We start from the raw sequence: 20,587 nt of genomic DNA on the forward strand, positions 1-20,587 counted from the left end.
GTCTCCAACACCGAACTCTTTTGAACCCACCAGTCGCTATACCTGAAACAGTTTTCTACCACGAAAATCACGAAACCACACGAAAAGTGAACACCCATCGTCAGAAACAGCACACCTGCCGTGAGCGAAATGGCGCCAACCACCGTTTGTGATACAAGAATCCGACTTCAAAAAGGGAGCTCGCGATCTACCACTCACAACAGGTCTCTACTCGTGTTTCAACTCGCTGCACATTCACCGTTGGACAAGCCAACGGTGCCACACCACGATGAACTATTTCTACTGCGAAATAGATGAAACGGGTCGCCCCGAATGCAATTCGGGGTTGTCACAGACAACAGGAAACTGTCGATAAACCGGTCCGGTTCTGAATCAGGGTTCCAATGTTGACGAAGTCGGCCCAAAAAGAAACTTAGCCGAAGGGCATTAGCTCCGGTTCCTACCTGGTTCGTTTTTAACTTTACATCACATCTTGATGTTTTTTCTTTTGCAAAGACGAATTCGAATTAAGAAACACAACCTAATGCTTTGTCAAGCTAGAAATTGAGGGTTGGGGGTGTTGTTTACGTGCTCCGTTGTCGCACTCTCGTGATATCTATCAACCCCAAAATTAAAAACGACACTCCACTAGTCCTTCTGTGTGGAACCCTCGGCCGGTGAAACCATCTCCGCTAGCAGTTTCGCAAACTTCCTCCCCGTCACCGACAACGGGTACGCTTCCAGATCGCTTACTTTGACCCATTGATATCCGGCCGTTGCTTCCTCTGAGACAGCAGATCTCGCCCCCGCTTCAGCAAACGCCACAAAACAGAGCAGGCGAATCTTATACCGGGTCACACTGTGCCGAATCTCGGAAGCGAAGTGTTGGATCGAAGCCGCAACCCCGGACTGTGCCAACACATATTCTTCCAGGCGGGGAATCACGGCCTCCGGCAAACCGTCGGGAACCTCGATTCCCTGTTTCCGCCGCCGATCCTGATCAACAAACAGCTGTTTTTGCCCATTTGTTTTTTTCCCAGCTGCTTTTTTCCCGGTAGTTTTTTTCCGCGACACAACCGGATGCGAACAACCATTCAATTCTTCTAACGTGAACCGGGGAAAATCCCATAACCCTGCCCAGCGTTCTCCGGGCATTCGCTGGCGAATCATCAGCTTCTCTCCCGCGAAGACAGCAATACTGGCATCCGTCAGGGGCGTAATCTCGGGACGCGGTTTGGGCTTGGGAATCAAATGCTGGCGCTGACTTAAAAACGCTTCACACTCCGAACTCACCGGGCAGGCCGCACAATCGGGTTTTTGAGGCGTACAGACCAGACTCCCCAAATCCATCAGCGCCTGATTAAAATCACCCGGCGACTTGCGCGGCAGAATCAGCTCCGCAAACTCCCACAATTGATTTTGGCCAGCCTTTGATCGAGGATCTTCCTCAAGCCCAATCAACCGCGAATACAGCCGCAACGTATTCGCCTCAACAATCGGTGCCCGTCGGTCATAAGCAAACGAACAAATGGCCCCTGCGGTATACCGACCGATGCCCGGTAATTCTTGCAACCCTGCCACGCTCTGGGGAAATTCCCCCTGCAGCTCCTCAGAAACAATTTTGGCCGCCTTATGAATATTCCGTGCCCGGCTGTAATACCCGAGCCCTTCCCAATACTGCAGCACTTCACTTTCTTCAGCAGCCGCCAGAGCATGCACGTCGGGAAAGCGACCTCGAAACTTTTCAAAGTAAGGAATCACGGCCGCCACGACCGTTTGCTGCAGCATGATCTCGCTGATCCAGACTGCGTAAGGATCCGCCAGTCGCCGCCAGGGTAAATCACGCTGGTGCGCAACATACCACGCAATTAACTGCCGACGAAATCGCTGTCGCCGCTGGGCCTCAAATAAAGAATTTAGATCAGACATGGATTTCCGTAATGTACCAGACACTCCGCAAGAGACAAGCCTGAGACCAAACTTTACTGAGGAGTCGCGTAGCGGTGCGTGGGAACAGGACGGCCGGGCCGAAAACTCTGCGTCTGGCGAATTTCCAGTTTCGCATTCAACCCCTTCGCACAACGCTCCAAGACTTGAGTCACCTGCTCTGTTAATGATTCCGGATCACAGGCGACACGGGCATTCACAATCAAATCCACTTCGTTCACCGTGCAGTCTGAAGCCAGAGACAATTTGGGCTCGCTGTCGTTACTCACCAGATTAGCGACGCCGAAAAAGCCTTCCCACAATCCGATTGTTTTGAGATGCGCCGTCTCAACCCCCTGCTCTTTAAAAGAGGTCTGCAACTGAGTAATCACATCCAGCAACAACTGATCCAGCGAGAAAGACGTTTCGGATGTAAGACGCACACTGCTGTTTAACCAGCCCAACTCCGCTTCACCCTCGGCATAAATATCATAATCGATATCGAGAATCTTACTCCCGAAATCCCCCTCCTGCTCCAGAAACTTAACCAGCCCTTCAAAACCTTCGCCTGTCAGCGCGGAGGTTCTCAGCACGGGAGTTCCCGGAAAGTTCTCGTCAATCAGACTGGTAAGCTCGTCGACTTCTGCGGTCGACAATTCGTCAATCCGATTAATCAGAATCAGATCTGCTTCTTCCATCTGCTTCTTTAAGATGTAAGCGGCCTTCGGGGAAAACCCGGAACCGGTCTCATTTTTCAAAATCTTCCGACCATGACTGGGCTTCATCAAAACAGTATAAGGGTGAATCGTAAACTCGGCATCAAACAATCGCTTGATCGGCTGAATCACCGTTGCCACCAGATCAGTACAACTTCCCACAGGCTCTGCCAGAATCACATCCGGCTTTGACTTTGCTCCCAGCTCCTCGATCGTTTCCATTAGCGCGTTAAAATGACAACAGAAACAGGCACCGGCCACTTCGCCGACATGCAGCCCCTGTGATCGCAGCGCATTCGTATCCACCAGGTCTGCCGCCTGATCGTTGGTCACCACCCCAACATTCAATCCTTGATCAGAATAATATTTTGCCAGCCGGCCCAGCGTTGTCGTTTTACCGGCTCCTAAAAATCCGCCGACCATAATAAATTTAATCTGATGTGACATGCCGCACCCATTCACGATAAAATTGATTTTCGAATACTTAATATTAACACCGGCCGGCCTCGTAGACGGCTGTTAGTATCAAAATTTTCCCTATTTAGTCTGCATTTAGTTTAATCAAACATTCTTAAGTACAATAGGATGTTATTTAATAATTTCCATTTGGCATCCAAAAACCGGAACTGACGACCGAATCTTATGAACAGTGAATCATCAGAAATACCTGCCATCCTGGGGGGAGCCCCCTGTTTTCCGAAAGGCCCTCCCGAGTGGCCATTTATCGATCCAGCGATCAACGAGGTCTTACAGCAGGCACAACAAACAGGCTTGTGGGGAAAATATCATGGTCCTTGCTCTCAGCAGTTACAACAGGAACTGGCCGCTTTTCACGGAACAGAAGAAGTGATTCTGTGTTCGAGTGGTACCGTTGCGATCGAGCTTGCCCTGCGCGGCCTGGGCATCGGAACGGGAGATGAAGTCATCCTCGCCGCGTATGACTTCGAAGGGAACTTCAAAAATATCTTGACCGTTGGTGCCACACCGGTCCTTGTCGATGTCGACATTCGAAACTGTAACCTGGACTTCAATCTACTCGAACAAGCCATCACCAACTCGACAAAATGTATTCTGGTCTCTCACCTACATGGAGGCTTAGTCCCCATGTCGGCTGTGATGAACATTGCCAAAAAGTGGGGAATACCCGTAGTAGAAGATGCCTGTCAGATACCAGGCGCCAAAATAGAGGGACAAATCGCCGGTAGTTCCGGAGATATTGGGATCCTTAGTTTTGGTGGTAGCAAACTGTTAACAGCAGGACGCGGCGGGGCAGTCATGACATCCTCACCCCAGATCGCACAACGCATTCGACTCTACTCATTCCGGGGCAATGATGCCTACCCCCTCACAGAGTTACAGGCAGCATTGCTGATTCCGCAACTGAAAATACTGCAACAGCAGAATCAAACACGCCAGGAGAATGTCACACGCCTGCTGCAACAACTCGAAGACCACGCCGGATTAACCAGCCTCTATCAGGAGAACGAAACGGACTCCTGCCCTGGTTTTTATAAACTGGGCTTCCAGTACACCCCAGATCGCTTTGCAGGCCTCTCCAGGGAGTTATTCTGCCTGTCCATGCAATCGGAAGGGATTGCCCTGTATCCGGGCTTCAGAGCGTTACACGCCATTCACAGCAAACGGCGTTTCAAACAATTCGATGAACTCCCCGTCGCAACCGCCTGTGATCAGAATCTCGTAGTCCTGCATCATCCGGTTTTACTGACCGACCAAAACAACATGGATTTGATTGCCTGTGCTATCAGGCGCATTTACCAGCACGCTGGTGAAATCATTCAGATGTCCACCAGCGATGAATTTGGCTCCAGACATAAAAAAAGCGAGGATCACTCATTTGAATGATCCTCGCTGACAACTGACCCCAAGGGGATTTGAACCCCTGTTTTCGGGATGAAAACCCGATGTCCTGGGCCTAACTAGACGATGGGGCCGAAGCGAAATAGTAATCTAAGGTTTCCATCGGATAAGTCAAGCGGACGGCGTTAATAGAATTCATCTTCTCTGAAAATACTTTGAATTCCGTCGTTTGACCGGCAAGAAACCTGAAAATCAATCAATAAAAAAAGCCACCCCGTGGCGGCTTTTTTAGTATTCATAATTGCACAATTCAAAATTACTGTATCAGCTCAGGGGCATCGTTTTCTGTCTCTGAAACCGAATTTTGCTCTTTTTGAATTGCTTCATATACTTCACTACGATGAATGGGAACTTCACGTGGTGCTTCAATTCCCAGGCGAACTTTGTCGCCACGGATCTCGACAATCGTAATGACGATATTCTCGTCGATTATAATTTTCTCATTCTTCTTACGAGATAATACTAACATGCCACTTCTCTTTCAGGACACCTGATGCATCCTACATAAATCCTGATCTAGCGCTCTCTAGTAGGCTCTTAGCGCTACAGTCATTAATCAGTGATAATACCAATCAATCAATTAACGCAGGAATTTTACATGCCCACATTTATACCGTCAAGAGGCTAGCGCAATGCAGGCGCGCAGAGAGACTGCAAAGTGGCATCAAGAGAAGAAACACACCTGGAGCTGAGGCTTTACACTGCAGTCGTAAGATGTAGTCAAAACTACACTTACGAAAACATTTACCTGAAAGGACTATTTGGCATCTGGCTTCACAAAAAACACCTAAATTTCAAAGAAATTTTGGCTTTTAAGCGTTTTTGACCTGAAAGTTCCCTTAAACATGAGAAAACTTCAGTAAAGTCAAGAGAAGCGCGACAAAAGAGAGTAGAACCCTCATGCCTTCTTGAAACCGCGAAACCGACTCATGCAAGATGCAGTTCCCATCTACGGAAACTGCACCTTCATGATCGTGTATTCAGATTCAAGCAGACTGAATGATTAAACCATCTCTTTCAGTGCTTTGAGAGGTCGAACCTTGACGACGTTGCGGGCTGGCTTCGCAGCAACCTGCATCATTTCGCCGGGCTTGAATGGATTGGGGCGGGTGGTGGCTTTGGTAGCTGGTTTCCGCTGAACTTGAATTTTCAGGAGTCCAGGAATGTTAAAGACGCCAGGACCACGTTTTCCAAGATTCTTAGAAATCAGTCCGCTGAGTTCATCAAGAACAGTCGTCACTTCTTTCTTAGTGAGTCCAGAACTTTCAGCCAGTGCATTGAGGATCTCTGTTTTGGTAAGTGGCTTATCTTTAGTCGTAGCCTTTGCTGCCATCGTGAACTCCTGATACTGGAATTGAAAATGAAAGAAGTGGATCACCACCTCGTCATAATGAGTTGTGAAATCAGTTTGTGGCTGGAATCAAGACCGAAGTCTCCCTAAGCCAAGCGTAAGTAAAGTAATCTTAATTCCAAAAGTCAATGTGTTTGCCCCTATTTTTCAGGACTTTCTGGCATTTCCGCTGAAAAAAAACTTTTGTCGTGTCATTCATTTGTCCCTTTGAGATAATAAACCTCATGCTTTATTTTAAGAACTCACAATTTGACTGCGAACTTCTATTGACGAATCGCCGTTTTCCATACCAAACCTTTTTGCAAACAATTCAAATTGAACTGCAAATTAGCTTAAAAACGAATGCAGCCCGACCGAATCGGGGACACTGAAACAGGGGGCCTCCACAATGGCTACAAATGAAATTCGCCAGGACATGACAGGGTCGATTGTTAATCACATACTCGTCGTTGAAGACGAACAAGACACTGCACTATTCCTGAAAACACTACTCGAAGAACACGCTTACCATGTGACGATCGCAAAAGATGGCGGTCAGGCCCATTCATCCTTCACAATGCATAAACCTGATTTTGTCATTCTTGATTTGATTCTGCCTCATGAAAGCGGATTTGAAATCTGCGAACACATGAAACAAAAAGAAAGTCATGTTCCCATACTGATTCTCACGGCAATCGATTCTCCGGAATCACGCCAACTGGCCACACGCGTCGGTGCAGACGGTTATCTGCTAAAGCCCTGTGATCCAGAGGAATTGCTCGAACTGATCAAAGAAATTTCCGATGAGCTCTGGGAGAAGGAACACCTTCCTGCTGCGAAAGTGAGTACCGAAAAACGAATTCACTTCTTCTGCCCCTGTGGTAAAAAATTAAAAGTTCGCAGCAAGCACCGCGGACGCGCGATGACCTGCCCCACGTGCAATGAGCCGCTGATGGTTCCCCTGCATGATTAATAGAAAACCAACCTGCATCCCGATTTGGATTTCCGGTACTCTCACTCACCCAGTTGAGTTCTGATACAAACAAACCTGTATACTCCACTGTTATAAATAAAACCAAAACGGACTGCCTGTAAACATCTGATTCCACAAGACAAAATTCATATTAAAATTTGAGGACTCCATGCCAAAATTCATCATCAAGACAGGCAAATATCAGGGGAAAAAATTAAAGCTCCCCGAAAGAGATATTACGGTCGGACGAGACCTGGAGTGTGATATACGCGTTTCTGATTCTGACGTTAGCCGCACGCACTGCCAAATATTGATCCGCGACGGGAAACTACTCGTGGACGACCTGGAAAGCCGCAATGGAACTTTTATCAACGACATCGCCATACAGACAAAAACGCCTCTTCATCCAGGTGATCAACTGAGAATCGGGCCGATGGTTTTCGAATTAGCTGGCGCGAAAACGACTATCAAAAAGCCCACTAATCTGAAACCAGACCAAGCGGCTCCTCTCTCAGACGACGACATTAGCAGCTGGCTCTCGGAAGAAGTGCCTGAGACAGAAACAACGACAGCCGGAGACACCACGATGATTCCCACTTCAAACATTCCGCCCGCAGAGTCCGCTCCCGCACCAAAACCCCTGGAAAAAAGGGAATTTCACTCTGTCGCCGAGGAAGCTGCTGATATTATCAAAAAACATTGGGAACGCGTGGCACAAAAGAAGCAGGAAAGTAACTGATGCTTCTCATTGCCAACAAGTCTCTATACAATCTCGATTTAAAGAAGATTTACTACCCGTGAGAGCCATTGAGTTCACACCTGTTTTTATTGAAATGACAAAGCTGTGCGTATTATTGCAGGAAAATACCGTCGTCGAAAACTTCATGTAAATCCCGGACAGACAACCCGCCCGATCACCGACTTTGTAAAAGAAGTCCTCTTTGAATGGCTGGGAGATTCCGTCAAGGAAAAACGTGTAGCCGATATCTATGCCGGTACGGGCTCACTCGGACTGGAAGCACTCAGCCGCGGTGCCAGCAGTGCTGTGTTTATTGAACAGGATCACAAAGCATACGAACTCCTCAAACGCAACGTGGAAATGGTCGGTGCGGACGACGAGACACTCTGCTGGAGAAACAATGCGCTGCTCTCCTCATTCCGCCCCAAAAACGTCCCGGATTTTGTCCCCTTTGATCTGATCTTTTTCGATCCTCCTTATAAAATGCTCGATAATCTCAAGCCCGGCTCAAAACTCTACGAATCGTTGGACCGGTTGGCGCGGGACAACGTTTCTTCCGAAGAATGCCGCCTGATTTTAAGAGCCCCCCGGGATGCAGAATTCGAATGTCCGCCTGAGTGGGAAGAATATGACCTGCTGCAGAAATCGAGTATGGACTTGCACTTCATGAAAAAAGGAGAACCGGCCACCCCGCCTGAAACATCGCTCTGATCAGGTCTCCAGCGTCTTTTCAGACTGAGTCCGTTTAATTGCCTGCGGGAGATGTGGCTTACTTGCTTTGCCATCCTGCAGCCGCGGTGTAGTGGCAGCCGCCTCTTGCTCTTTTTTATGGGAAGCCACGATCAGAGAACCCAGCGGCCCCGCTAACAGAGCCGGCAGAAAGATAATGTCAGCCAGTAATGCTGCCACGACCAGGGCACACATCAAAATCCCGAAACGGCTCACCAGCAGCAATTCTGCCGGGTACAACATCGCCAGACTGATCCCCACTGCAGCACTGGTCTGCCACATCGCCGGGCCACAATGCCCCAATGCAGCAGCGACCGCTTCGCTCTTGGTCTTGCCCTCTTCGATGCCGATCTTGAACCAGGTCAGCAAATGCAGGGTCCCATCAACGGCAATCCCCAACGCCACCGAAGCGGTAATCATCGTCCCGATATCAATGGGGACTCTCATCCAGGAAATCAGACCGAAGACGACGCCAATCGGCATCAGGTTCGGTAACATGGTGATCAAGCCGGCTGTTGGGCTGCGGAGCAGAATCATCATCACAACCGCAATCACCGCAAATGCCAGCCCGAAGCTCTTTATCAGGCTTTCAAGAACTGCCTGCTGAGTCCGCAGGAACAGAGGAATCGTGCCTGTCACCAGATGGGTCGTGCCGGCATGATCACGCAACACCGACTGTGTGACCTGGTTCAGATCTCGCGTCAGGTGCCCGTAATTCAGGTCGGTCATAATCGCCACTTGAGAGGTAATCCGCCACATCTCGTCCCCTTTATTCACAGCCACAGATCTGGCACCGTTGGCTGTCTCCTGCTCCATCTCAACCGCTTCATCGGCAATATACAGAAACGATTTGGCGCTGCCGGTTTTTAAACTTTCCCGCACGCGTCGTTCGGTTTCATTGACTCGTTTCGCATTGCGCAATTTTTGAAACGTGCTGGCATTTTCTGGTAATGGTTCCGAAACAGGACGAAAATCAGCCAAAGAAATGGAACCACTGATTTCCGGGTGTTCTGCAATTTTCTGTTGAATCTTGCGTACGAGCTCAACCCGCTCGACAAAATTCGTGTTTTTCTGTGCTGCTTCATCGAAGCAGATCACCGTGTCGACGGGGGTAATTCCCGAAAGATTTTCTTCCAGGAATAAATAATCCTGGATCACACGGGAGGAATCCGGAAAATACTTGATGACCTTCGTTTCCGTCCGAAACCATTTAAAGCCGTAGCATGAGACAGCGAAAATCACCAGACAACTCATCGACACCAGAACCTGATGCCGGGACAAAACACGCCCGAACTTCTGCCAGTTTCTAGTATCAATCTCAGACGCTTTGGGTGGTTTGGCTGGCCACAATTGCAATAGCGACGGTAAGCCAAACAACACCATTAACAGTGAAATCAGGCAGCCTATCGAGGAATACAGACCGAAATCACGCACCGGTGAGAGCGGGCTGGTCATTAAGGAAGCTAAACCAATGGCGGTTGTCAGACTGGCCATCATGCAGGGAGCGCGTGCCATTTCAACAGCCTTAGTCACCGCGGTTTTCATATCCACATGCGCGGCATGTTTCCAGTAGTTGGCTACGTGAATCGAACCGGAAAGCGTCAGCACGGTCAACAAGGTCGGCATCACCACCAGAACCATATTCATGGTTCCCCCTGTCAAAGGTACTACTGACACAGCGACAAACGTCGTATAATAAGAAACCAGCAGTACCAGACACGAAAGCCGCAGGCTCCGTAACATCAGAAACGCGAGGGCAATTCCAATCAATCCGGAAAACAGTGTCACAGACCGCTTATGAAACTGCCAGACGGGATAGGCTGTGTTCCAGGAAGACTGTTTGACCATCTGATTCAGAGCGGCTCCCGCCACAGGTCGGCCTCCCATGTGCAGTCCCTCTGCCGGGATGCCTGACTTAGACGCAGCAGCATTGATGGCGGCAACCGCGGCTGCATGGTCGGCGTCTCCTGTATCCGACAACTCGATCGCAACGGCAATCGGCGTCCCGACGGCGAAGAAACATTCTTCAACCAGAGCAGGTTGCGTTGTCGCAGCAGCATCACCCTGCTCAGAATTCGTCGTCGTAGATTCAGGCATGATCGTAGGCCGCTTCAGAGAAAGCGCCAGTTGCCTGATCTGGTCAGTCAGTTTGGAATCAGGCTGCATGCGCGGCCAGGTTATTTGCAAATCATGCGATGGAATCGCAGCCACCAGCGCTTTGAAATCGATCTGATCTTCGGCATTGCTGGCAGGTGTTTCAATGATTGCCGCTTCTTCCGATTCATCGACGATATCCACCCACTCTTTAAAAGCGGGCTTCACGGTCAATACGACGCCTAACGTATTCTTTGCTTGATCGATCAGTTCCTGAGTCGTCTGCTGCTGCCTTTTCCGGCCAGCTTCGGTGAGCTGGATTTTCAATGCGCCGGTACCGAGCAAAACTCCTTTTAAACGCTGCTGAGCTTCTACCGGGTCCACCCGGTACTCGACCATCTTCTGAATAGCATCCTGAGGAGTTAACACATTCTGAATGTAAGGCGAACCGCCACGGCGAACTCCGCCTTCATCGGGTGTTCCTAACAACAGGGTTTTCAGACGCTCTGCCCGCAAATCGGTCAGAGAACTCCCTTCCCAGGAAAGGAGCACACGATCTTCAATACCAAAACTTTTGCGGTGCCAGGAGAGAACTTTTGACTGGGGATCGTCGGGGGGCAACCAGTTCTCTACATTATTTTCCTGCCGGATCTCACGCAAAACCCCAAACAGCACGGGAGTAATGAAGATCATGAAAACCACAACCCATAACGAGAGACTGTGTCCCCAGGGATCGCGTTTTTGAAAAAACGAAGCCATTAACTATTCCAATTGCCCCAAGAGGCTTTATCAAATCAATGAATCTCAGCCCTGCCACAACAAAGGTGAAATTCAAATTGAAAATTGTTTGATTCAGAAATGCTCATCAAGTACATCCAACTTGAGTTTTATCCCGGAGAATTCGAGACCTTTTTCAAATCAGATCTCCTGAATTGTCACTCTTTCTCAATTTGAATCAATCTCGAATGTACAAAAAAACGGAAAAGCTCTCTTCTGATTCCGTTCTGATATCACTTTTTACGATCGCCCCGCATCGGTATTTTTCGTCGCCGTATCGGGTTGAACTTGTCGCAACACAAACAACATTTTTGTTTGTGATGAAGATTTTGATAATGATATCAATTTTGCGGATTATAGCAGCAGGAATACCCACTCAGAGGTGCCGCTTACCAGCAAAAAACAGAAAAAACAGGACTTTCACCTCGTTTAAGACTTCCTGTTCAGCGCAGCAATGAGAAAACGAGCCTTAAAATGGCTTGAAATATGAACATAACACCACAGAACAGCGGCGATTATTCGGCAGTCTCGGGATCAAACCCCTTCAGCAGTTCCTCATCCCACTGGTCCTGCAACGGCCAATCGATGGCACACGTCCCGAAATCCGCCATATGCAGGTATGTATCCAAACGATCAATAGTCGCCTGCAAGAGCGATTTTTTGTTTCGAAAAATGGGACCATGACTGGGCAGCAGCCATTTTGCATCGCAGTCGCGAATTCGCTCCAGGGACTTGATGAAATCAGGAATATCCGACCCATGATGGGCATCAATGTGGCCCACACAGCCATCGCGATAGATGTTATCACCAGAGAACAGTAATTCGCCGAAACGAAATGCGAGTTGGCCGTCGGTATGACCGGGGGTATGCCAGACTTCCAGCTTGATGTCCCCACCCAGGTCAATCACATCCCCTTCATTCACTTCCAGATCAATCTTGCAGGCGGGCATATCAATCGAAATCCCCTGCGCACTGATCTCGGCATAAGTACTAATGCGATCACCCACTTCGAGCAAGCGGGCCGCACTCGGATGCGCCACCACTTGTGCTGAAGGCAGCAACTCTTTGGCGCGGCTCAACCCTTGTATATGATCCACATCGGCGTGCGTGGCTATCAGATATTTACAGTTCGCCAGCGGAAAATCCATCTGGCGGATCATCTCAATGATTTCTGAAACGGTATCTTCATAGCCGATATCAATCAGCAGCCATTCGTTCTGATCATTAAAGACAAGGTAAACACAACACCCCAAACGCTGTCTGGCCTGATAATTGATTTCGATGACGTGTGAAAAAACTTCGCGGCGGGGCAACATTCCCGTAAGCTCCTCGTATGGTTAAGCTCAGTGATTGATTTCATTCGTTCAGAAAAGCAAAGACTGGTTGAGAGCTTTACAGAAATCTCGTTCTTACAGTAGACGCCCAATAGATAGGAACCCCTGAAAGCCAATCTCAGTGATCCCGTCATTCTATGCGGGCCAATTCGCTGAAACAACCATTATCAAAGCAGATGTAGGGGTATAAGTCTGATTTTCATTAGAAACCAGCCACCGCAGAGCAAATCCTCGCCCATCGGAAAAACCAGACAATGACAACCGCTTTACAGCTTCCAGTATTCCGGCAGACCGGGTTTCGTTTCGATCAGAATCTCCAGAATCGCCCGCCGATCTGCTGCGCTCAAGTGAGCGTACTGCTTGCCTTGCTCCTTGCCGGTCAGAATATCCCACAACCGGCGATACACAAATTCCAGAATTGGTCGCGGCAGCGCTTCGAATGATTCCGAATAGATCAGAAAGCTGCACGGGTACTTAAACAGCCGTTGCTCCAGATCGAAGTCCCGCAACGAACGTCCGCGCCGATCCTGCGGACCTGCCTGCGGAAATTCCGTTTGAAAACGGGAAACTCCCCGAACCGGGTCGTTCAGCGCCAGCTCATCCACAAACAGCATGTAATCAACCAGACGATTCGCTGCGCTCGCAAAACGTCGTTTCGTACTGTCACTCTGGAACGACGCTTTCCGCTCCAGCATCTTGTTCATCACCTCAGCATCCCGCTCCGTAATCCGACCTTCAAACTGAGCCCGGGTAATCAGATTGTGCATCTTTGTCTGATGCTCCAGCACCATCAACGACACAATATCGCTGTGCGGGCTGAGATAGTCATCCGTATCAAACCACTTATCCAGATCAACGGCGTTCGCCCCCGGTTCGCGATTCAGATTATTGGAACTGTCCCCGCTGCGAAAAATCAAGTTTCCCATATGACGCATTTTTCCATGCGTGCCCGACACATACCAGCCGCCCCAGCGCTCTTCGAAAGGACTGGAATGATCGCTCCGATAAGTCCCTTCACGAAACACGGGCATCCCGTCCGGACCCGGATAAACCGACCGCATAATATGCCCCGGCACTCCCTGCGTCATCGACGAGGCATGGCACTGAGTGCATTCAAACGTTTTCCGTACAAACGCAGGCTTGGAGGACTCTGTCTGAGAAATCGTATAAAACACGGTACCCAGTTTGGCATCACTGGCAGAAACTTCCAAAACCGAACCGCCCTGCACAAACCCGATATAGAGATCGTCATTAAAATACAACGCACGCGGCGACTGTGGATCAATGTGCTTTACCTGCAAACTCGTCTTGGAAAATACCAGCACCTGCGAAGAGACCGGAATCTCCAGAGACTCCAGCACCGCAGATAAATAACCGGTTCTTTTTTTCCGATCGTAAGACAGCGTCACCTTGCCTGCATCCAGTTTTTTTTGCAGACGCGTGATCAGATTCTCTGGCTTCGATTTATTATAATTAATCGGCGCTTCTTCAAAACTGACTTGGGCCCACACCGCCGCTGGCATTGAGAAACAGCAGCAGACCACCAGACACAGACCAATCAACCGGAAACCACACGTCGCAACGTTCCTGGAAAGAGACACGAATCGAGTTTCTTCAAACGCATACATGGGTTTGACATTCATTCTTTAAAGGCGGGATTCAATCACACATTTCAACGAAGGACGGCAATCAACGGTGTTGGGCAGGAAACAAAACCAATATCGGACACATACATCCATTTTAATCAACTTTTTTACTGTGTCAACTGACTTTTCAATACAATCATATCGACCTAAACTGAGGAATCACAAGATATTTCGGATACAGAAGCTAATTTTATCACCACCAACGTCAAAGAAAGCCTGCTGATGAAACCTGCCCACCGTCAAATTCTGACTGCTTTTGTCGTCCTGTTGATTTGTCTGACTTTCACACAATTCAAAAGTTCTGCCGCCGAACCACAAATCCGCATCCTGCTGATTGGCGATTCCACGGCAGCCACTTATAGCAGGCCCCCCAAAGACCGCCCGGATCTGACTGGCTGGGGTCAGGTGTTCGGCGAGTTTTTCACCGATGATGTCACCATTCTCAATCGCGCCGCCTCCGGTCGCAGCTCGAAAAGTTTCATCAAAGAAGGTCGCTGGAAAAAAGCCATCGCGGAAAAAGCCAACTATCTGTTCATTCAATTTGGTCACAATGACTGTCCCGGTAAAGGCGACCGTGAAACAGATCCGGCGACGACCTATCAGGACTATCTGCGTCAATACATTGACGAAGCCCGCGCGGCCAATATCAAACCGGTTTTAGTCACCCCCATGACCCGCAGACGATTTCAAAACGGCATGATCTGGACCATCCTGCGTCCCTATGCCGATGCCATGCTCAAAGTCGGCCGCGAAAAGAACGTACCCGTCATCGACCTGCACCAGAAAAGTGTCACCCTCTTTAATCAACTGGGAGACGCCGGCAGTGCCGACTTCAGCCCCAGCAAATCCGACCGGACTCACTTCTCCAGAAAAGGTGCCCAGGAAATCGCTCGCCTCGTCGCAGAAGAAATCTCCACCCAGGTTCCCGATCTGAAACCGTATCTCAAACAATCTGCACATTAAAAAACTTGACATTTCCCCGACACTGGGTGGGACCGAATGAAATTCGGTCCGAGCGCAGCGAGCAGGAAGTCCCGGAGCAATCGCACGATTTTGACTCAAGTGATCCGATCATAATATATTTCAAAAGTAGGAAATCGTCATCAGAACTGATCGATTTCCCTGCCACTTCCTGTTGCCTGCGGCAATCCCGGATTATGTCTTCTGTTTTCGTGTGCTTTCGTGATTTTCGTGGTAGTAAAAGACGAATCTATCACGGTAGCGCGTGGCACTGTTGGCTCGCCAACAGTGATTGGGAAGGCGTACCCATACACTCAAAAACACCACAAAAATGGGTAAGTCCGAATGAAATTCGGGCCGAGTGCAGCGAGCAGGAAAAACATTCGGAATATCACAGGACTATGATCACGTAATCCGGTCACTGAGTCGTAGGGGCAGTACCCATGTGTCTGCCCGCCTCGCGACTGACAACATGAAAAAATCGTGCAAAAGGGCCGGAATCATCGTTCGTACATGAATTCAAAATCAACCCGTACCCTGCGGGCGAACACATGGGTTCGCCCCTACCTCAACACGCCTCGAAAGCGTCTTTCAAAACTCACCGTGCGCCACGCTTAGCTCGCCCAACAGTGCGCGGGAAGACATCCAACAGCAAAACTTGAAGCAATCTCAGAGAGAAACAAGTACCGTTTCCCATCATGTACGATCACATGAAAGTACATTTATTGCAGGGATGCACACTCAATCGAGAAACCGTTGCTTCCCGGAGTTTGCGGTATTCGGGAGAGTTATAGATTTCCAGCACATGCTGGTCGTTCACATTGCCAATCGGAAATTCCGCCTGACCGTCGGCACAACAATGGGCCACTTCGCCCGTCGCAGTAATTGAAAGTTCAAACCAGCGTTCGCAGCCCATATTCGGAACCGGATTCACACTCAGACCCTCGACCTGACCCATCCACTCCATGCGGGGGAAGACACTCGCCTTGAACAGTGGATAATGAATGCCCGCCCATTCCACAAACTCCTGATCTGCTATTGAACCATCGCCCACACGTGACAACACAACGGAAAAATAAACGTCCCCATCCGCAAACACATCGTGAATCATCTCCAAACGCTGGCGGGTATGCTGATACTTCAACCCCATCACGCGCTCGTACTCTTCCTCGCGATGATCATTAAATGAGATCCAGAGATAGCCGATATTCTTAATGTCCTGCAACGCCTCTAACTTATCTTCTGTGATCGCTGAAGCATTCGAGGTCAATGCAATCTTGGCCTGAGGCAGCAAATCATTGATCTTTTGCAGAGTTTGGAACAGGCGTGTATCCAGAAATGGTTCACTCACCTTAAACGGCGAAATCTGAAAATTCATTTCACGGGGAAGCTCGGTCAGTTCATTCAGCACCTTATCAATGAGTTCATCACTCATTTTGGTGTGTTTTCGATTCAGGTTCGGATAAGGGCAGAAATTACAGCTCGCATTACACCGGGCCAACGTCTCCAGATGCACGTGCCTGGGGTAATCCATATAGTGGGAATGACGCATCTTGGCAATCCGGGCGTCATATTCCGCTCTTTGCTCGCTATATTGATAAGGGCTTAGAATTTCCAACATAGTGGCGACTCTTCCATGAATCAGAGAAATCCGAACAGCTTTACGCCGCGAGCATCGCAAACATCCCGTTTTTTGTCAACGAGAGTTCGCCGCGACTATACATTTGAAAACAACCTGTTTTCCGAGTACGCCTAAGGGAAAACCCTCAAACACATCCTGAATTCAAAAACCGGTATGATTCCATTGTCGGCTCAACTTTGTATGATTCATGACTGAAACTCACAGCAAACAACAAGATGACTCATGCTTAACTCGAAATACTGAAAGCAGTTACCCGATGCACCATTTCTCCGACCGTTTAAATGCCGCCATTCAGAATAAGAAAACCCCCGCCCTGGTCGGCCTGGATCCCCGCTTTGACTGGCTTCCTGCTGAAATCGTCAAAGCCGCCGAATCCCGGCATTCCGAGAAAGCAGACATCGTGGCTGCCGCCTTTGAAGAATTCTGTTACCGCATCATCGACGTCGTCGCCCCCCTCGTTCCCGCCGTTAAACCGCAGGCGGCTTTCTTCGAAGAATGGGGCCCCGCCGGCTGCGCCGCCCTGCAACGCGTCATCAAAAAAGCCCGTGCTGCTGGCCTCGTCGTCATCTGCGACGCCAAGCGGGGAGACATCGGCTCCACCGCCGAAGCTTACGCCCGCGGCTATCTCGCCGGCGAGAACCCTGAAAGTGCCCTCTGGGCCGCCGACTGTCTCACTGTGAATCCCTACCTTGGCAGTGACACACTGGAACCTTTCGTGAAGGTCGCCGTCGAACGAGGAGCCGGCATCTATGTCCTCGTCCGCACCAGCAATCCCGGTGCAGGCACCTTTCAGGATCGAAAAACGGATGGGACCAGTCTCTACGAATGTGTGGCCGCCGCCGTCGAAGAACTCGCGTTAAAAACCAAAGGCGCCAGCAACTACGGTTCCATCGGTGCCGTCGTCGGTGCCACCTATCCCGAAGAGCTCAACCAGCTTCGTGCCCTCATGCCGCACACTCCTCTGCTCGTTCCCGGTTATGGCAGCCAGGGCGCGGGTGCCGGCGATGTTGCGGGCGCCTTCGATGAGCAAGGACTGGGTGCGATCATCAACAGCTCCCGTGGTATTAACTTCGCCATCCGCAAAGCCCCGTACTCGGAAAAATTTAAGCCCGAAGAATGGGAACAGGCGGTCGAAGCCGCCACGCACGATATGATTTCGGATTTAGCCACGCACACACCCGCTGGTAATTTACAATGAACGATCACGCAGTAACATTTCGCAAAGCAGCACAGCATCTGAGAAAAACAGACCCGCGTCTGAAAACCGTCATCGATGCCGTCGGCCCCTGCCCGCTCAAACCCTATCGCTACCGCTTTGCACTGCTGCTGCGTTCCATTGTCTCACAACAGATTTCCACCTCGGCGGCTCGCACGATCTACATGCGTCTGAACACGCTCACTGGCAAAGGACAACCGACGGTGGAAAAAATCATGAGACTCTCGCACGATGAACTCCGCTCGGTCGGACTCTCCAATCAAAAAGCCACTTATGTGCGGCATCTGGCAGAAATGGTGCTGCAGAACAATGTCCGTTTGCATAAAATGCATCTGATGTCCGATGAAGAGGTCACTGCAGAACTGATTCAAGTCAAAGGAATTGGCCTGTGGACCGCGCAAATGTTTTTGATGTTTGGCCTCTGTCGCCCCGACGTCTTCCCGCATGATGACCTGGGAATTCAGAACGGCATTCAACAGATCTACCAGCTGAAATCCCGCCCCGATAAACACACCTGCATCGAAATCGCAGAGCACTGGCAGCCCTATCGAACGGTTGCCAGCTGGTACTGCTGGCGGACCCTCGAAATGGAACCTTCCGATGGTCCCTGGTAAAGTCGAACTCACTTTTACTCTTAGAAAATCGGTTGCATCATGACTGACTCCTTTCGCTGCTATCAAATCAACAAAAACGAACAGAAGAAATTCACTGCCGGTCTCGTTTCAGTTCCCTATAACAACCTCCCCTCGGGTGAAGTGACGATTCGCGTCGTCTACTCTTCGGTCAACTACAAAGACGCCCTCGCAGCGACAGGAAATCCCGGCGTCGTCCGCCGCTTCCCTCACGTCCCCGGCATTGACGCCGCAGGCGTGGTTGTCGCCTCTGATTCTGATCAGTTTCAGGTGGGCGACTCGGTCCTCGTCACCAGCTACGAACTCGGTGTGGAACGCTGGGGCGGCTGGGCCGAATTCATTCGCGTCCAGCCTGAATGGATCGTCCCTCTGCCGGATGGTCTCTCTCTCAAAGAATCGATGATCCTCGGCACCGCCGGCCTCACTGCGGCGATGTGTGTCAACAGCATCATTCATCATCACATCACACCCGACGCAGGCAACATCCTCGTCACCGGTGCCTCGGGAGGCGTAGGCACGTTCGCCCTCTCCTTACTGAAGCACTGTGGCTATCAGGTGACCGCCGTCTCGGGCAAACCCGCCTTTCACCAACGACTGGTCGACCTTGGCGCCGACAAGGTGATCGATCGACTGGAGATTGATCTCAGTTCTGACAAACCGCTGCTCAAAGGCCACTGGGCCGCTGCCATCGACACGGTCGGCGGCTCTCTGTTAAGTCACGTCATTCGTTCGATTCAACCCCACGGCTGCGTCGCCGCCTGCGGCAATGCGGGAGGCGCTAAACTGGATCTGACTGTCTTCCCCTTCATTCTACGGGGCGTCACCCTCGACGGCATCGACTCTGCCTGGTATCCCATCGAACGACGAACGGCCCTCTGGCAGAAACTGGCCACCGACTGGAAACTACCTGATCTTGAAGACCGTGCGAAGGTCATCACCCTGGAACAGGTTCAGGAGACCGTCGAAAAACTCCTGAATCGCACACATCAAGAGCGCACCATCATTCAGATCAGCGAAGAATAGAATCAGACGCATTACAGAAAAAAAGCGGCCACTCGTTTCCGAATGGCCGCTTCTCTATTTTCCGGATCAACGCACGACTTAGTATCGTGCCAGGTCAGCCGCTTCGGCTTTGAGATTCAAGCCGCTCACAATCCGCTGGGCATCGTTGACCATGAATTTCACTTCAGAGCCACACGCGATAAACTGCCAGCCTTCGGAAATCCGCTGTTCAACCGCTTCAATCGTCTGCACATGCAGGCCGACTGGTGTGCCGGTCTTCTTGCCGGTTTCCAGAATCCGCTGCAGCATCACTTCCAGTTCATCAGGCGAAGGATGCACGCCCGTCTTTTTGCTCATCTGAAACGTCAGATCGTTGGGACCAACGAAAATTCCATCCACGCCGGGCAGGCTGTAAATTTCTTCCGCGTTCTCAACTCCCTCGGGTGACTCGGTCTGCAGAATCACCAGGATCTCATCGTTGGCATGTTTATAATAATCGCCAGGCGTAGCATCGAAATTCATCGCATGCAACACGCCACCCACCGATCGATTTCCTTCCGGCGGATACTTAACCGCATCGATAACCTCTTTCGCCTGTTCAACGGTGTTGATCATCGGAGCGACAATTCCATGAGCCCCGGCATCCAGCGCCCGCTTAATCAGTTCATATTTTCCCAGGGGAACCCGGCACAGAGGAACGCAACCAGCATCGGCAATCGCGCCGAACAACAGAGCGGCCTGCGACCAGTCGATCGGCGAATGTTCCAGATCTACTGTGAGCCACGGAAATCCCACACGGGCCATCAGACGGGTCATCATCACGTCCCCCGACGAAAGCCATGTTCCCACTTGAGGTTTTCCTTCACGCAACGCCGCCTTGACCGGATTCTTTTTCATCAGTCTGAAATTCTTTCCTGAAATCTATGTTGAACTAAAACTCTGTTTGAACCACTTTACGATTTATCCATTCTCGACAGGCTCATAGTGGATTGCAAGCCAAACGCTTTCCCGATC

17 protein-coding genes and 1 tRNA gene are annotated in these 20,587 nt (G+C 50.2%); 8 read left to right on the forward strand and 10 right to left on the reverse strand.

Annotated elements, in window-relative coordinates; translation table 11 throughout:
- Positions 1–627: 627 nt before the first annotated feature.
- Positions 628–1,908, reverse strand: a complete 1,281-nt coding sequence (gene mutY, locus AAC022_RS19730) for an A/G-specific adenine glycosylase (RefSeq protein ID WP_339733745.1) — start codon at positions 1,906–1,908, stop codon at positions 628–630.
- Positions 1,909–1,961: 53 nt separating this feature from the next.
- Positions 1,962–3,068, reverse strand: a complete 1,107-nt coding sequence (locus AAC022_RS19735; protein ID WP_339733746.1) for a GTP-binding protein — start codon at positions 3,066–3,068, stop codon at positions 1,962–1,964.
- Between the two features lie 195 nt (positions 3,069–3,263).
- Here AAC022_RS19735 and AAC022_RS19740 point away from each other — a divergent pair, with 195 nt between their 5' ends.
- Positions 3,264–4,484, forward strand: a complete 1,221-nt coding sequence (locus AAC022_RS19740) for an aminotransferase class V-fold PLP-dependent enzyme (protein WP_339733748.1) — start codon at positions 3,264–3,266, stop codon at positions 4,482–4,484.
- A 14-nt stretch (positions 4,485–4,498) separates the two neighbouring features.
- On the opposite strand, the gene AAC022_RS19745 is transcribed toward AAC022_RS19740, so the two are convergent.
- From AAC022_RS19745 to AAC022_RS19755, 3 genes are all read right to left on the reverse strand, one after another.
- Positions 4,499–4,573: transfer RNA gene (locus AAC022_RS19745), tRNA-Glu, on the reverse strand.
- Positions 4,574–4,755: 182 nt separating this feature from the next.
- Complete coding sequence (gene csrA / locus AAC022_RS19750; RefSeq protein ID WP_339733750.1) at positions 4,756–4,968, reverse strand: carbon storage regulator CsrA; 213 nt, start codon at positions 4,966–4,968, stop codon at positions 4,756–4,758.
- Between the two features lie 534 nt (positions 4,969–5,502).
- Positions 5,503–5,832: an HU family DNA-binding protein gene (locus AAC022_RS19755; protein ID WP_339733751.1), complete on the reverse strand. Its 330-nt coding sequence runs from the start codon at positions 5,830–5,832 to the stop codon at positions 5,503–5,505.
- 406 nt (positions 5,833–6,238) lie between these two features.
- Between AAC022_RS19755 and AAC022_RS19760 the strand changes: the two genes are divergently transcribed.
- From AAC022_RS19760 to rsmD, 3 genes are all read left to right on the forward strand, one after another.
- Positions 6,239–6,802 carry a response regulator gene (locus AAC022_RS19760; protein ID WP_339733753.1) on the forward strand — a complete coding sequence of 188 codons (564 nt, stop codon included), beginning with the start codon at positions 6,239–6,241 and terminating at the stop codon, positions 6,800–6,802.
- 169 nt (positions 6,803–6,971) lie between these two features.
- Positions 6,972–7,541 (forward strand): FHA domain-containing protein, encoded by a 570-nt coding sequence (locus tag AAC022_RS19765; RefSeq protein WP_339733755.1) that lies wholly within the window; start codon positions 6,972–6,974, stop codon positions 7,539–7,541.
- Between the two features lie 105 nt (positions 7,542–7,646).
- Positions 7,647–8,252: a 16S rRNA (guanine(966)-N(2))-methyltransferase RsmD gene (gene rsmD, locus AAC022_RS19770; protein WP_339733756.1), complete on the forward strand. Its 606-nt coding sequence runs from the start codon at positions 7,647–7,649 to the stop codon at positions 8,250–8,252.
- On the opposite strand, the gene AAC022_RS19775 is transcribed toward rsmD, so the two are convergent.
- The 3 genes from AAC022_RS19775 to AAC022_RS19785 form a co-directional block, all read right to left on the reverse strand.
- Positions 8,253–11,123 (reverse strand): MMPL family transporter, encoded by a 2,871-nt coding sequence (locus AAC022_RS19775; protein ID WP_339733757.1) that lies wholly within the window; start codon positions 11,121–11,123, stop codon positions 8,253–8,255.
- A 533-nt stretch (positions 11,124–11,656) separates the two neighbouring features.
- Positions 11,657–12,457 (reverse strand): MBL fold metallo-hydrolase, encoded by an 801-nt coding sequence (locus AAC022_RS19780; protein ID WP_339733759.1) that lies wholly within the window; start codon positions 12,455–12,457, stop codon positions 11,657–11,659.
- Between the two features lie 284 nt (positions 12,458–12,741).
- Complete coding sequence (locus tag AAC022_RS19785) at positions 12,742–14,076, reverse strand: hypothetical protein (protein ID WP_339733760.1); 1,335 nt, start codon at positions 14,074–14,076, stop codon at positions 12,742–12,744.
- 267 nt (positions 14,077–14,343) lie between these two features.
- Between AAC022_RS19785 and AAC022_RS19790 the strand changes: the two genes are divergently transcribed.
- Positions 14,344–15,084 (forward strand): rhamnogalacturonan acetylesterase, encoded by a 741-nt coding sequence (locus tag AAC022_RS19790; protein WP_339733761.1) that lies wholly within the window; start codon positions 14,344–14,346, stop codon positions 15,082–15,084.
- A 703-nt stretch (positions 15,085–15,787) separates the two neighbouring features.
- Here AAC022_RS19790 and AAC022_RS19795 read toward each other — a convergent pair.
- Positions 15,788–16,702: an SPASM domain-containing protein gene (locus AAC022_RS19795; RefSeq protein ID WP_339733762.1), complete on the reverse strand. Its 915-nt coding sequence runs from the start codon at positions 16,700–16,702 to the stop codon at positions 15,788–15,790.
- A 277-nt stretch (positions 16,703–16,979) separates the two neighbouring features.
- On the opposite strand from AAC022_RS19795, the gene pyrF reads away from it, so the two are divergent.
- The 3 genes from pyrF to AAC022_RS19810 are packed head-to-tail and all read left to right on the forward strand — an operon-like array spanning position 16,980 to position 19,594.
- The gene (gene pyrF, locus AAC022_RS19800; protein ID WP_339733764.1) at positions 16,980–17,921 is read left to right on the forward strand and encodes an orotidine-5'-phosphate decarboxylase; all 942 of its coding nucleotides are present in this window, start codon (positions 16,980–16,982) and stop codon (positions 17,919–17,921) included.
- Positions 17,918–18,553 (forward strand): DNA-3-methyladenine glycosylase, encoded by a 636-nt coding sequence (locus AAC022_RS19805; RefSeq protein WP_339733766.1) that lies wholly within the window; start codon positions 17,918–17,920, stop codon positions 18,551–18,553. The genes pyrF and AAC022_RS19805 overlap by 4 nt, the downstream gene beginning before the upstream one ends.
- 39 nt (positions 18,554–18,592) lie before the next feature.
- Entirely contained in the window at positions 18,593–19,594 is a 1,002-nt protein-coding gene (locus AAC022_RS19810; protein WP_339733767.1) for an oxidoreductase, read from the forward strand.
- A 78-nt stretch (positions 19,595–19,672) separates the two neighbouring features.
- Here AAC022_RS19810 and AAC022_RS19815 read toward each other — a convergent pair whose 3' ends face one another.
- Positions 19,673–20,470 carry an aldolase/citrate lyase family protein gene (locus AAC022_RS19815; RefSeq protein ID WP_339733768.1) on the reverse strand — a complete coding sequence of 266 codons (798 nt, stop codon included), beginning with the start codon at positions 20,468–20,470 and terminating at the stop codon, positions 19,673–19,675.
- Positions 20,471–20,587: the final 117 nt, after the last annotated feature.

The sequence above is a fragment of the uncultured Gimesia sp. genome (genome assembly GCF_963976445.1).
Lineage (GTDB): Bacteria > Planctomycetota > Planctomycetia > Planctomycetales > Planctomycetaceae > Gimesia.

Excerpts from the sequence above, each read along its gene's own strand:
- mutY (WP_339733745.1), bottom strand. The coding sequence starts at position 1,908 with ATGTCTGATCTAAATTCTTTATTTGAGGCCCAGCGGCGACAGCGATTT.
- AAC022_RS19735 (WP_339733746.1), bottom strand. The coding sequence starts at position 3,068 with ATGTCACATCAGATTAAATTTATTATGGTCGGCGGATTTTTAGGAGCC.
- AAC022_RS19740 (WP_339733748.1), top strand. The coding sequence starts at position 3,264 with ATGAACAGTGAATCATCAGAAATACCTGCCATCCTGGGGGGAGCCCCC.
- csrA (WP_339733750.1), bottom strand. The coding sequence starts at position 4,968 with ATGTTAGTATTATCTCGTAAGAAGAATGAGAAAATTATAATCGACGAG.
- AAC022_RS19755 (WP_339733751.1), bottom strand. The coding sequence starts at position 5,832 with ATGGCAGCAAAGGCTACGACTAAAGATAAGCCACTTACCAAAACAGAG.
- AAC022_RS19760 (WP_339733753.1), top strand. The coding sequence starts at position 6,239 with ATGGCTACAAATGAAATTCGCCAGGACATGACAGGGTCGATTGTTAAT.
- AAC022_RS19765 (WP_339733755.1), top strand. The coding sequence starts at position 6,972 with ATGCCAAAATTCATCATCAAGACAGGCAAATATCAGGGGAAAAAATTA.
- AAC022_RS19775 (WP_339733757.1), bottom strand. The coding sequence starts at position 11,123 with ATGGCTTCGTTTTTTCAAAAACGCGATCCCTGGGGACACAGTCTCTCG.
- AAC022_RS19780 (WP_339733759.1), bottom strand. The coding sequence starts at position 12,457 with ATGTTGCCCCGCCGCGAAGTTTTTTCACACGTCATCGAAATCAATTAT.
- AAC022_RS19790 (WP_339733761.1), top strand. The coding sequence starts at position 14,344 with ATGAAACCTGCCCACCGTCAAATTCTGACTGCTTTTGTCGTCCTGTTG.
- AAC022_RS19795 (WP_339733762.1), bottom strand. The coding sequence starts at position 16,702 with ATGTTGGAAATTCTAAGCCCTTATCAATATAGCGAGCAAAGAGCGGAA.
- pyrF (WP_339733764.1), top strand. The coding sequence starts at position 16,980 with ATGCACCATTTCTCCGACCGTTTAAATGCCGCCATTCAGAATAAGAAA.
- AAC022_RS19805 (WP_339733766.1), top strand. The coding sequence starts at position 17,918 with ATGAACGATCACGCAGTAACATTTCGCAAAGCAGCACAGCATCTGAGA.
- AAC022_RS19810 (WP_339733767.1), top strand. The coding sequence starts at position 18,593 with ATGACTGACTCCTTTCGCTGCTATCAAATCAACAAAAACGAACAGAAG.
- AAC022_RS19815 (WP_339733768.1), bottom strand. The coding sequence starts at position 20,470 with ATGAAAAAGAATCCGGTCAAGGCGGCGTTGCGTGAAGGAAAACCTCAA.